Below are 11,645 nucleotides of genomic sequence, written 5' to 3' on the forward strand. Positions count from 1 at the left end.
CATAGCGCGGGACTGTGGGCACAATTGGCATGGCTTCGCAGACTGGCCGACAGCGCGTAACGGATGGGGAGGCAGGAACGACGGTGGCGGAACGTAGCACGGCTGCCGTCGACGTGGCCGACAACGGCGGCGACGAGCCGCCGGCCGCAGATGCGGCAAAGGTCACGGCCGACGGGGTGGACACCCAGAACGGACGAGCCGCGGACGGACCCATGCCAGAAAAGGACGGCGAACGCAGAAAAGCGGCCCCTGCTGCCGCCCCCGAACTGCACAGCGGCCACAAGCTCGCGAGGCGCTACCGTCTCGAAGAGTGCGTCACCCGTCTGGACGGATTCAGCAGCTGGCGCGCGATGGACGAGAAGTTGCGCCGGGCCGTGGGCGTCCATCTGCTGCCTGCCGACCACCCTCGGGCCCGCGCCGTCCTGGCCGCCGCCCGCTCCTCCGCGCTGCTCGGCGACCCGCGGTTCGTCCACGTCCTCGACGCCGTGGAAGAGAACGACCTCGTCTACGTCGTCCACGAGTGGCTGCCCGACGCCACCGAGCTGACCGCACTCCTCGCCGCGGGCCCCCTGGAGCCCCACGAGGCCTACCAGCTCGTGACCCAGGTCTCCCAGGCCATGGCCGCCGCGCACCGCGAGGGCCTCGCCCACCTGCGCCTCACGCCGAGCGCGATACTGCGCACCTCCACCGGCCAGTACCGGATCCGCGGGCTCGCCGTGAACGCCGCGCTGCGCGGCATCACCAGCGACACCCCGCAGCGCGCGGACACCGAGGCCATCGGCGCACTGCTGTACGCCGCCCTGACCCAGCGCTGGCCGTACGAGGTCGACGCCTACGGTCTCACCGGCCTGCCCAAGGGCGTCGGGCTGATCGCCCCCGACCAGGTCCGCGCCGGGGTGCACCGGGGGCTGGGGGAGCTCGCCATGCGTGCCCTCGCCAATGACGGGGCCACCGCTTCCCGTCAGGAGCCCGCCTGCACCACCCCGGAGGAACTGGCCAAGGCCGTCGCAGCGATGCCCCGCATCAAGCCGCCGGAGCCCGCTTTCACCGCGCCTCCCGAGTACCAGCACACCACCTACCAGCAGGGCAGCTACGGCCGGCCTCCGACGCACCCCGGCGGGCGCGTGCCCCAGCCCGTCGCCGTCCCGCCGGCCCCGCTGCAGAGCCGCACCGGCCGGGTTCTGAAGTGGGGTGTCGCCGCCCTGCTGATCGCCGCCCTCGGCCTGGGCAGCTGGCAGCTCGCCGACACGCTCCTGGACCGCGGCAAGGGCGACAACGGCGGTACCAGCAACTCTCAGTCCACGAAGACGAACGAGGACGAGAAGAAGCCCAAGGAGAGCAAACCGCTGCACATCGGCAGCGCCGCCACCTTCGGCAAGGACCCGATCAAACCCGAGGACGCCGGCAAGGCCGTCGACGGCAACCCCGACACCGCATGGATCACCAAGATCTTCTACGGCTACGGCGGAAAGTTCGGCAACCTGGACAGCTACGACGACGGCAGTGGCATCGTCGTCGACCTCGGAAGCGTCCAGGAGGTGACGGGCATCGAGGCGGACATGTACGCCGCGGGACACAAGGTCGAGGTCCGCGCCGCCGCCCCCGAGGCCTCCTCGCCGCACGGCATCTCCGACTTCCCCCAGGAGCTCGTCAAACTGGGCAATACGGGGAAGAAGTTGCAGGCCACCGTGGACACCCCGATTAAGACCCGCTTCGTGCTCGTCCACATCACCACACTGCCGTCCGACGGCAGTGGCGACGGCTACCGCGGCGGAATCGGCGAGATCAAAGTGCTCGGCCCGGCAGGCTGAGCCCACCGCACGGCGAGGGAGCCATGGTGCGGCCGGGGAGTCCTGTCCTCCCCCCGGCGGACCGTGGCTCCCGGCGTGTGAACCGGCCCCTCGTGCGCGGCTCGCACAGGCTCTACGCTCCATCCCGGGAAGAAGCGAGGTGTGATGCACTCTGCAACGGGAGACGACCGGAGCGACCAGGAACTGCTGGCGCTGCATGGCGCCGGTGATCCCGACGCGTTCGGGGAGCTCGTGCGGCGGCACCGCGACCGGCTGTGGGCGGTGGCCCTGCGCACGCTGGGCGACCGCGAGGAGGCCGCCGACGCCGTGCAGGACGCCCTCGTCTCCGCCTACCGGGCCGCCCACACCTTCCGCGGGGAATCGGCCGTCACGACCTGGCTGCACCGCATCACCGTCAACGCCTGCCTCGACCGGGCCCGCAAGACCGCCTCCCGCAAGACCGCACCCCTCGACGACACAGAGCGCCTGGAGCGCCTCCTGGAGCCCCACGAGTCCGCCGAGGCCCCCGCGGAGCGCCAGGAGCTCCACCGGCAGCTGCTGGCCGCCCTCGGCACGCTACCGGCCGAGCAGCGGGCCGTCCTCGTCCTCGTCGACATGCAGGGATACCCCGTCGCCGAGGCCGCACGTATCCTCGACGTCCCCGCCGGCACCGTGAAGAGCCGCTGCGCGCGCGGCAGGGCGAAACTCCTCCCGATGCTCACTCATCTGCGCTCGAATGCCGGGGATAACACCGCCGCGCAGCGGGGAAGGAACCGGACGCCGGGGACGCCCGTCCCACCAGCGGCAGACCCCAGTCAGCCAGCCCCAGACGCAGACACGGTGAAGGGCGGAGGTGGACGAACGTGACTCCCACAACCGGCACGATCCGGCACCCTGACGTCTCGGAGATCTCCGACCTGACCGAAGGGCTCCTGTCCCCGGTCCGGACCGCCGAGGTACGCAGCCATCTGGGCGACTGCCCGCTGTGCGCCGACGTCCACGCCTCCCTGGAGGAGATCCGGGCGCTCCTCGGCACCCTGCCGGGGCCCCCTCGCATGCCCTCCGACATCGCCGGGCGTATCGACGCGGCCCTCGCCGCCGAGGCCCTCCTCGACTCCACCACGCCCAGGGCGGGGGCTGCCCAGGCCTCCGAGCCCGGCACGCCACGCGATGTTTCACGTGAAACATCGCCTGCCGCACCCGCCGGTCCGGGTACTCGGCGGCCCGCCGGTCACCCGGCCGGAGCAACCGGCCCGGGACGCCGCCGCGCCCGCCGCCGCATCGCCGTCATCGCGGGCCTCGCCGGAGCGGCCGCCTGCGCCCTCGGCATCTTCCTTGCGGGCAACCTGCTCGGAACCGGCTCTCCGGACACCGCCGCCCGCAAATCCGGCACGAGCACGGCTGCCGAGGCCCCCACGGACGGTACGTACACCGCGCAGGGCCTCCAGGGCAGCGTCCGCAGGCTCCTGGTCCCCGGGCAGGGCGCCAAGACCTCGCCGCAGGGAGAACAGCCGAACAACACGTACGGGTTGGAGAACACCACTCCCTCACCTGGACCGGTCCCCGGTGACCGCAACCGCACGGAACCCGCCCCGGTCCCGCCCTGTGTCCAGGGCGCCACCGGTCGCCCCGACACCCCGCTCGCCGCCGAACGGGGCAGCTACGAGGGCACGGAGGTCTACCTCCTCGTACTGCCGCACCCCGGCGACTCTGCCCGTGTGGACGCCTACCTCGTGGGTACCGAGTGCACGAACACCCCGTCGGACGGCCCCAGCAAACCATTGCTGACCAGGACATACCCCCGGAGCTGACACCTTCGGGACCGCGAGGGAGCGGGCCGGGAATGCAAGCGCCGTAGGATCCGTTGGGTGGGGTGAGAGTCCACACCGGCCCCCCGGCAAGCAGTGCGCAGTCCACAGAGACGAGGAAAAAACCCGTGAGCGACGTACGAAACGTGATCATCATCGGTTCCGGGCCGGCCGGTTACACGGCAGCCCTGTACACCGCACGCGCTTCGCTCAAGCCGCTGGTCTTCGAAGGCGCCGTCACCGCCGGTGGTGCGCTGATGAACACCACCGAGGTCGAGAACTTCCCCGGCTTCCAGGACGGCATCATGGGTCCGGACCTCATGGACAACATGCGCGGCCAGGCCGAGCGCTTCGGCGCCGAGCTGGTTCCCGACGACATCGTGTCCGTGGACCTCACCGGTGAGATCAAGACCGTCACCGACACCGCCGGCACCGTGCACCGCGCCAAGGCCGTGATCGTCACCACCGGCTCCCAGCACCGCAAGCTCGGACTGCCGAACGAGGACGCCCTCTCCGGCCGCGGTGTCTCCTGGTGCGCAACCTGCGACGGGTTCTTCTTCAAGGACCAGGACATCGCCGTCGTCGGAGGCGGCGACACCGCGATCGAGGAAGCGACCTTCCTCTCCCGGTTCGCCAAGTCCGTCACCATCGTGCACCGCCGCGACAGCCTGCGTGCCTCGAAGGCCATGCAGGACCGCGCGTTCGCCGACCCGAAGATCAAGTTCGCCTGGGACAGCGAGGTCGCCGTGATCCACGGCGAGCAGAAGCTCTCCGGCCTCACCCTGCGCAACACCAAGACCGGTGAGACCTCCGAGCTCCCCGTGACGGGCCTCTTCATCGCCGTCGGCCACGACCCGCGGACCGAGCTGTTCAAGGACCAGCTGGAGCTCGACGAGGAGGGCTACCTCAAGGTCGACGCCCCCTCGACGCGCACCAACCTCACCGGCGTCTTCGGCGCCGGCGACGTCGTGGACCACACGTACCGTCAGGCCATCACCGCCGCCGGCACCGGCTGCTCCGCGGCCCTCGACGCCGAGCGCTTCCTCTCCGCCCTCGCGGACGCCGAGAAGGCCCACGCGACGGTCTGACCCTCACGCACACCCCCCACCCCACACCCCGCAGGAAGAAATAGGAGGCCGCTGTGGCCGGCACCCTCAAGAACGTGACCGACGCTGACTTCGACACCGAGGTCCTCGGCAGCGACAAGCCCGTCCTCGTGGACTTCTGGGCCGCCTGGTGCGGACCGTGCCGCCAGATCGCGCCGTCCCTCGAGGCCATCGCCGCCGAGTACGGCGACCAGATCGAGATCGTCAAGCTCAACATCGACGAGAACCCGGCCACCGCCGCCAAGTACGGCGTCATGTCCATCCCGACGCTGAACGTCTACCAGGGCGGCGAGGTCGCCAAGACCATCGTCGGTGCCAAGCCGAAGGCCGCCATCCTGCGCGACCTCGAGGGGTTCATCCAGGCCAAGGCCGTCTGACGGCCGGGGCTCCGCCCGGCAGCAGCCGGGTGAGTTCCACGTGAAACGGGGCCGCCCCCGCGAGGGGCGGCCCCGTTCGCACATCACAGGCCGTCCGGCCGTCACAGCGGACGCAGCGCGGGCTCCTTCCGCGCCGCACCAAGCAGCCGGTCCAGCGCGAGTTCCACGTCTTCCTTCCACGAGAGCGTCGAGCGCATCTCCAGCCTCAGCCGCGGATGCACGGGATGCGGCCTTACCGTCTTGAAGCCCACGGCCAGCAAGTGGTCCGCAGGCAGCAGGCACGCCGGGCCCTCCCACCGCGCGTCTCCGAACGCCTCGATCGCCTTGAACCCGCGCCGCAGCAGGTCCTTGGCCACTGTCTGGACCATCACCCGTCCCAGGCCCTGCCCCTGATAGCCCGGCATGATCCACGCAGTGATCAGCTGCACCGCATCCGGCGACACCGGACTCGTCGGAAAGGACGCGGCCCGCGGTACATACGCAGGCGGCGCGTACAGCACGAATCCCACCGGGACATCGTCCACGTAGACCACGCGGCCGCACGAACCCCACTCCAGCAGGACGGCGGAGATCCACGCTTCCTTCTCCAGCGCCGGAGTCCCTGCCTTCACGGCGGCCTCACCGCTGACCGGATCCAACTCCCAGAACACACAGGACCGGCAACGCCTGGGCAGGTCCTGAAGGTTGTCCAGCGTGAGTGGTACCAACCGACGCCCCATGAGCGCATCGTATCCACTGCCCGAATCAGGAGAAACCGCTACAAGGCAAAGGGGCGGACCGCGCCGGTTCGCACCGGCACGACCCGCCCCTCGGCGGCCGGGGACTTCACTCCCCAGACAGACCCTGCTCCAGCACCCGGCCCTCGCCCGGTGCCAGCGTCCCCAGAATCCGCTCCAGATCCTCCATCGAGGCGAACTCGACGGTGATCTTGCCCTTCTTCTGACCCAGATCCACCTTTACGCGCGTCTCGAACCGGTCGGACAGCCGCGTCGCCAGCTCGCTGAGCGCCGGAGCCACCCGGGCGCCCGCCCGCGGACCCTTCGGCTTCACAGCTCCGGAGGGCTCCGAGCCCATCAGCGACACGATCTCCTCGACCGCGCGCACCGACAGGCCCTCGGCCACGATGCGGTGTGCCAGACGGTCCTGGACCTCGGACTCCTCCACCGACAGCAGTGCCCGCGCATGTCCCGCGGAGAGCACACCCGCGGCCACGCGGCGCTGCACCGGCGGCGACAGCTTCAGCAGACGCAGCGTGTTCGACACCTGCGGGCGCGAGCGCCCGATCCGGTCCGCCAGCTGGTCATGCGTGCAATTGAAGTCCTGGAGCAGCTGGTCGTAAGCAGCCGCCTCCTCCAGCGGGTTCAGCTGCGCCCGGTGCAGGTTCTCGAGCAGTGCGTCCAGCAGCAGCTTCTCGTCATCCGTCGCACGGATGATCGCCGGAATGCGCTCCAGCCCGGCCTCCCGGCACGCCCGCCAACGGCGCTCACCCATGATGAGCTCGTAGCGGCCCGGAGCGGACTGCCGCACCACCACCGGCTGCAGCAGACCCACCTCCTGGATGGAGGTCACGAGCTCCGCCAGCGCGTCTTCGTCGAAGACCTCACGAGGCTGCCGCGGGTTCGGCGTGATCGCGTCCATCGGGAGCTCGGCGAACGTCGCCCCGGCGACCACATTGGCTTCGGGCTCCCATGCCGCCGGCTCATCCGCCACTGCGACCGCAACCGCCGATGTTTCACGTGAAACATCCGCCTGCGCCAGCGAAGCCAGCTTCGCCGCCGCGATTCCGCGCTCCGATGTCATGACCGGCACCGCCGACGGGGACATCGACCCGGCACCGATCACCGGCGGCGTCTTCTCCTGCGGAGCTGCGGGGATCAGTGCACCGAGCCCCCGTCCCAGACCCCTACGTCGCTCACTCACTGGATCCCCTCCGCCACACTCTGCGTGCTGTTCATGCCCGCGCCCAGATGGGCGTGCTGGGCGTCGTACGAAATTCCGGCCCCCCGCAGCGCGATCTCACGCGCCGCTTCCAGGTAGGAGAGAGAACCGCTGGAACCCGGATCGTAGGTGAGCACGGTCTGGCCGTAGCTCGGCGCCTCGGAAATGCGCACCGACCGCGGGATGCTCGTGCGCAGCACCTCCTTGCCGAAGTGGGTGCGCACCTCCTCCGCCACCTGCGAAGCCAGCCGGGTCCTGCCGTCGTACATCGTCAGCAGGATCGTCGAGACATGCAGCGTGGGGTTCAGGTGGGCCCGCACCAGGTCGACATTCCGCAGCAGCTGACCCAGACCCTCCAGCGCGTAGTACTCGCACTGGATCGGGATCAGCACCTCGGCGCCGGCCACCAGCGCGTTCACCGTCAGCAGCCCCAGCGAGGGCGGGCAGTCGATCAGGATGTAGTCGAGCGGCTGCTCGTACGCCTGGATGGCCCGCTGCAGCCGGCTCTCCCGGGCCACCAGCGACACCAGCTCGATCTCCGCACCCGCCAGGTCGATCGTGGCCGGAGCGCAGAAGAGCCCCTCCACGTCCACCACCGGCTGGACGACCTCCAGCAGCGGCCGACTGTCCACGAGTACGTCGTAGATCGAGGGCACATCCGCGTGGTGGTCGATACCGAGCGCCGTGGAGGCGTTGCCCTGGGGGTCGAGGTCGACCACCAGGACCCGCGCTCCGTGCAGAGCCAGCGAGGCCGCCAGGTTCACGGTCGTCGTGGTCTTGCCCACGCCGCCCTTCTGGTTGGCGACCACGATGACCCGCGTCTGCTCCGGGCGGGGCAGCCCCTCGCCGGCGCGCCCCAGTGCCTCGACCGCCAGCTGGGCGGCACGGCCGATGGGTGTGTCGTTGTCTACAAGGGGCGAGGATGTTTCACGTGAAACATCCTCGCGCGCCGATTCAGAGCGGGGACCGGGGACCGGATCGGCCATCGGCCCCGCGAGGTTGGCGTCGGACCGCACGGTGTCACTCTCCTCGACATCAGGCTCGCGATGAACAGAGCCTGCCATGGCATGTGGGTCGCGAACCAGCGGGGGCCGTACTCCTGTGGATGAATCCACCGATGTGGACAACTCCGTCCCCCCTTCGTTCTTGCGTGGGCGGGGGGACGCAGCCGCACGGCCGCGGCTGATGATTCCGTGCAGCAGAGAGCGACGTTTCACGTGAAACACGATGCCCGGACGGAGTCATCAGGCCGCTACGACACTCCGAAATGCATACCTATAGGGCTCAAAGCACCCGAAATCAGCGACGCCGACGGGTGCGGCTGGTGCGAGCGGCCTTAGCCCGCTTGGCCGCGAACCTCACCCCACCGGGGCTTTCTCCCACCTCGACCCGGACCACGGTCGACATGGGATCCACCACACCCTCGCCCACGTGCAGCACCGAGGTCTTCACCACACCCAGCTTCGCCAGCGCGACCTTCGCCGCCACCAGCTCCTCCTCGGCGGTGTCGCCCTTCAGGGCCAGCATCTCCCCGTACGGGCGCAGCAGGGGCACGCCCCAGCCCGCCAGCCGGTCCAGCGGAGCCACGGCGCGCGCCGTCACCACATGCACCGGCTGCACCTTGCCGAGGACCTCCTCGGCCCGGCCGCGCACCACCGTGACATGGTCAAGGCCCAGCAGCTCCACGGCCTCCTGCAGGAACGTCGTACGCCGCAGCAGCGGCTCCAGCAGCGTGATCTTCAGATCGCGCCGGACCAGAGCCAACGGGATACCGGGCAGGCCGGCACCCGAGCCGACATCGCACACGGTGACGCCCTCGGGCACCACCTCCGAGAGCACCGCGCAGTTCAGCAGGTGCCGCTCCCACAGCCGTGGCACCTCACGCGGGCCGATCAGGCCGCGCTTGACCCCCGCGTCCGCCAGCAGCTCCGCATACCGCACAGCTTCCGGGAAAAACTCACCGAACACCGCGCGCGCCTCTTCGGGCGCCGGGGGAAGCTCCGCTGCTGCCTCCGTCACGGGGACCGTCCTTCCGTACCGCATGGATCGTTGAAAACGCACTGCTCAAAACTGGTACCGCCCGAACGGGCACTGCCAGGCTGACAAACTTCGGCCCCGTCTGCGAGACAGACGGGGCCGAACAGTCAGGGTCGCGATCAGGCCGGGAGCACGACGACGAAGCGCTGCGGCTCCTCGCCCTCCGACTCGCTCTTCAGACCGGCGGCCGCCACGGCGTCGTGGACGACCTTCCGCTCGAAGGGCGTCATCGGCGCCAGCTTCAGCGGTTCACCGGACGCCTTCACGTCCGCGGCCGCCTGGGCGCCCAGGGCCGCCAGCTCCTCGCGCTTCTTCGCACGGAACCCGGCGATGTCCAGCATCAGCCGGCTGCGGTCCCCGGTCTCCCGGTGCACGGCGAGGCGCGTGAGCTCCTGCAGAGCCTCCAGGACCTCACCGTCGCGGCCCACGAGCTTCTGCAGGTCACGGCTGGCCGAGTCGCTGACGATCGACACCGCGGCCCGGTCGGCCTCGACGTCCATGTCGATGTCCCCGTCCAGGTCGGCGATGTCCAGCAGACCCTCGAGGTAGTCGGCCGCGATCTCGCCCTCCTGCTCGAGGCGGGTCAGGGTGTCGCCACTCTCAGCGGCGGCGGTGGTGGTGCCTTCCGTCACGGGAGGGACTCCTTCTTACTTCTTGGAAGAGGGCTTGGGGGGCGTCTGACGCTGTGACTTCGACTGCCGCTTCGGCTGTTGCCGCTTGGCGGCACCACCGCTCGCCGCGTCCGAGTCGGCCGTGGCCTCGACGCTCTTGATCACAGACCCGTCCGCCTGGGCAGCCAGACCCTGCTTCGTGAGAGCCGTGATGAACTTGCGCTCGTTGTCGTTGCGGTCCGGCCCCTTGGCCACGATCGCCGCGACGATCTTCTTCTTGCCCCGGCCCTTGACATCGCCGTGCGTGGTGACGTGCTTCAGCAGACGGGTCAGGTACTGGTCCTGCGCCTTGCTGCCCGGCGTCGGGTTCTGGTTGATCACGTACATCTGCTGGCCCATGGTCCACACGTTCGTGGTCAGCCAGTAGACGAGGACACCCACGGGGAAGTTGATGCCCATGAACGCGAAGATCAGCGGGAAGATGTACATCAGCATCTTCTGCTGCTGCATGAACGGCGTCTTGACCGAGAGGTCGACGTTCTTCTGCATCAGCTGACGCTGGGTGTAGAACTGTGACAGCGACATCAGGACGATCATGACCGCGGTCACGATGCGGACGTCGGTCAGGGAGGCGCCGAGCGAGGCGACCTTCTCCTCGCTGTCCGTGAACTTCGCTGCCAGCGGGGCACCGAAGATGTGTGCCTGCCGGGCACTCTCCAGCAGCGACTCGTTGATCACGCCGATGGTCTTGCCGTTGGCGATGCTCGCGAGCACCTGGTAGAGCGCGAAGAAGAACGGGGACTGCGCCAGGATGGGGAGGCACGAGGAGAGCGGGTTGGTACCCGTCTCCTTGTACAGCTTCATCATCTCTTCGGACTGGCGCTGCTTGTCGTTCTTGTAGCGCTCCTGGATCGCCTTCATCTTCGGCTGGAGCGCCTGCATACCGCGCGTCGCCTTGATCTGCTTCACGAAGAGCGGGATCAGGCAGATACGGATCAAGACCACCAGGGACACGATGGACAAGCCCCAGGCCCAGCCGCTGTCCGGGCCGAAGAGGGCGCCGTACAGGCTGTGGAACTGGACGATGACCCACGAGACGGGCGTGGTGATAAAGCTGAACAGACTGGCAATCGTGTCCACTAATCAGGCTCCTTGAGCATTGCGAGATCTACGCAACGCACTGCGCAGCTGCTCGTGCCAACGCGGGCGTTTACGGGGTGGGACATGATCGACACCACCGGCGGACCACGGATTGCACCGCAGGATCCGCCAGCCGGTCAGAACCGTCCCCTTCACCGCACCATGCCGGTCGATGGCCGTGAACCCGTAGTGCGAGCACGAGGGGTAGTAACGGCACACCGGCCCGAGCAGCGGACTGATCGTCCACTGGTACAGCTTGATCAATGCGAGCAGCGGGTACTTCATCGAGCCACGCCTCCCAGGAGCCGCGACAGGGCGGCATCCAGGTCCCGGGCCAGTTCGTCGGCACCGGCATCACCCGCGCCGGGCAATGCCCGTACCACCACCAGGCTACCGGCGGGCAGCTGGGACAGCCGCTCGCGGACAAGATGGCGCAAACGGCGCTTCACCCGGTTACGGACGACGGCGCCACCCACGGCTTTGCTGACAACGAAACCCGCACGCGTCGAGGGATCGATCTCCCCCGGCTCGTGCGGGTCCGTTGCACCGCTTGTACGTAGGTGGACGACGAGGAGCGGGCGACCAGCCCGCCGGCCTCGACGTACCGCGCTCGCGAAGTCCTCACGCCGCCTCAGCCGATTCTCGGGAGACAGCACGACGTCACGACCTGCGCGTTGTTACGCGGAGAGGGCGGCGCGGCCCTTGCTGCGGCGGTTCGCCAGGATCGCGCGACCGGCACGGGTACGCATCCGCAGGCGGAAGCCGTGGGTCTTGGCACGACGGCGGTTGTTCGGCTGGAAGGTGCGCTTGCTCACTCGGGGGCTCCAGAGAATAAATC

General features: G+C 69.2%; 14 protein-coding genes. 5 read left to right on the top strand and 9 right to left on the bottom strand.

Annotation, left to right across the window (positions count from 1 at the left end):
* Window positions 1-83 precede the first annotated feature (83 nt).
* The 5 genes from IF09_RS0105950 (at window position 84) to trxA (ending at window position 5,081) form a co-directional block, all read left to right on the top strand.
* The gene (locus tag IF09_RS0105950; protein WP_030292628.1) at window positions 84-1,811 is read left to right on the top strand and encodes a protein kinase family protein; all 1,728 of its coding nucleotides are present in this window, start codon (window positions 84-86) and stop codon (window positions 1,809-1,811) included.
* A gap of 144 nt (window positions 1,812-1,955) precedes the next feature.
* On the top strand, window positions 1,956-2,657 hold the full coding sequence (sigM, locus tag IF09_RS0105955; RefSeq protein WP_030292629.1) for an RNA polymerase sigma factor SigM: 702 nt from the start codon (window positions 1,956-1,958) through the stop codon (window positions 2,655-2,657).
* The gene (locus IF09_RS0105960; RefSeq protein WP_030292630.1) at window positions 2,654-3,601 is read left to right on the top strand and encodes an anti-sigma factor family protein; all 948 of its coding nucleotides are present in this window, start codon (window positions 2,654-2,656) and stop codon (window positions 3,599-3,601) included. The genes sigM and IF09_RS0105960 overlap by 4 nt, the downstream gene beginning before the upstream one ends.
* Window positions 3,602-3,726: 125 nt before the next feature.
* Complete coding sequence (gene trxB / locus IF09_RS0105965) at window positions 3,727-4,686, top strand: thioredoxin-disulfide reductase (RefSeq protein ID WP_030292631.1); 960 nt, start codon at window positions 3,727-3,729, stop codon at window positions 4,684-4,686.
* 53 nt (window positions 4,687-4,739) lie between these two features.
* The gene (gene trxA, locus IF09_RS0105970; RefSeq protein ID WP_030292632.1) at window positions 4,740-5,081 is read left to right on the top strand and encodes a thioredoxin; all 342 of its coding nucleotides are present in this window, start codon (window positions 4,740-4,742) and stop codon (window positions 5,079-5,081) included.
* 101 nt (window positions 5,082-5,182) lie between these two features.
* Here trxA and IF09_RS0105975 read toward each other — a convergent pair whose 3' ends face one another.
* From IF09_RS0105975 to rpmH, 9 genes are all read right to left on the bottom strand, one after another.
* Complete coding sequence (locus tag IF09_RS0105975) at window positions 5,183-5,800, bottom strand: GNAT family N-acetyltransferase (RefSeq protein ID WP_030292633.1); 618 nt, start codon at window positions 5,798-5,800, stop codon at window positions 5,183-5,185.
* Between the two features lie 106 nt (window positions 5,801-5,906).
* Window positions 5,907-7,001 (bottom strand): ParB/RepB/Spo0J family partition protein, encoded by a 1,095-nt coding sequence (locus IF09_RS0105980; protein WP_078613070.1) that lies wholly within the window; start codon window positions 6,999-7,001, stop codon window positions 5,907-5,909.
* A complete protein-coding gene (locus IF09_RS0105985; RefSeq protein ID WP_078613071.1) occupies window positions 6,998-8,083 on the bottom strand; it encodes a ParA family protein in 1,086 nt (361 codons plus the stop codon). Before IF09_RS0105985 ends, IF09_RS0105980 begins: the two co-directional genes overlap by 4 nt.
* Window positions 8,084-8,318: 235 nt before the next feature.
* Window positions 8,319-9,062 (bottom strand): 16S rRNA (guanine(527)-N(7))-methyltransferase RsmG, encoded by a 744-nt coding sequence (gene rsmG / locus IF09_RS0105990; protein ID WP_037634083.1) that lies wholly within the window; start codon window positions 9,060-9,062, stop codon window positions 8,319-8,321.
* Between the two features lie 113 nt (window positions 9,063-9,175).
* Window positions 9,176-9,688, bottom strand: a complete 513-nt coding sequence (locus tag IF09_RS0105995; protein ID WP_030153171.1) for a protein jag — start codon at window positions 9,686-9,688, stop codon at window positions 9,176-9,178.
* A gap of 15 nt (window positions 9,689-9,703) precedes the next feature.
* Window positions 9,704-10,807: a membrane protein insertase YidC gene (gene yidC / locus IF09_RS0106000; protein WP_030292638.1), complete on the bottom strand. Its 1,104-nt coding sequence runs from the start codon at window positions 10,805-10,807 to the stop codon at window positions 9,704-9,706.
* A gap of 3 nt (window positions 10,808-10,810) precedes the next feature.
* Entirely contained in the window at window positions 10,811-11,092 is a 282-nt protein-coding gene (gene yidD, locus IF09_RS42590; protein ID WP_078613072.1) for a membrane protein insertion efficiency factor YidD, read from the bottom strand.
* Complete coding sequence (gene rnpA, locus IF09_RS42595) at window positions 11,089-11,463, bottom strand: ribonuclease P protein component (RefSeq protein WP_078613073.1); 375 nt, start codon at window positions 11,461-11,463, stop codon at window positions 11,089-11,091. The genes yidD and rnpA overlap by 4 nt, the downstream gene beginning before the upstream one ends.
* Window positions 11,464-11,484: 21 nt before the next feature.
* Window positions 11,485-11,622: a 50S ribosomal protein L34 gene (gene rpmH, locus IF09_RS0106005; RefSeq protein ID WP_018547628.1), complete on the bottom strand. Its 138-nt coding sequence runs from the start codon at window positions 11,620-11,622 to the stop codon at window positions 11,485-11,487.
* Window positions 11,623-11,645: the final 23 nt, after the last annotated feature.

Source organism: Streptomyces katrae, from assembly GCF_000717655.1.
Taxonomy (GTDB): Bacteria; Actinomycetota; Actinomycetes; order Streptomycetales; family Streptomycetaceae; genus Streptomyces; species Streptomyces katrae_B.

Coding starts and splice junctions, on each gene's coding strand:
- sigM (WP_030292629.1), top strand. CDS start 1,956: ATGCACTCTGCAACGGGAGACGACCGGAGCGACCAGGAACTGCTGGCG.
- IF09_RS0105975 (WP_030292633.1), bottom strand. CDS start 5,800: ATGGGGCGTCGGTTGGTACCACTCACGCTGGACAACCTTCAGGACCTG.
- IF09_RS0105985 (WP_078613071.1), bottom strand. CDS start 8,083: ATGGCAGGCTCTGTTCATCGCGAGCCTGATGTCGAGGAGAGTGACACC.
- rsmG (WP_037634083.1), bottom strand. CDS start 9,062: ATGCGGTACGGAAGGACGGTCCCCGTGACGGAGGCAGCAGCGGAGCTT.
- yidD (WP_078613072.1), bottom strand. CDS start 11,092: ATGAAGTACCCGCTGCTCGCATTGATCAAGCTGTACCAGTGGACGATC.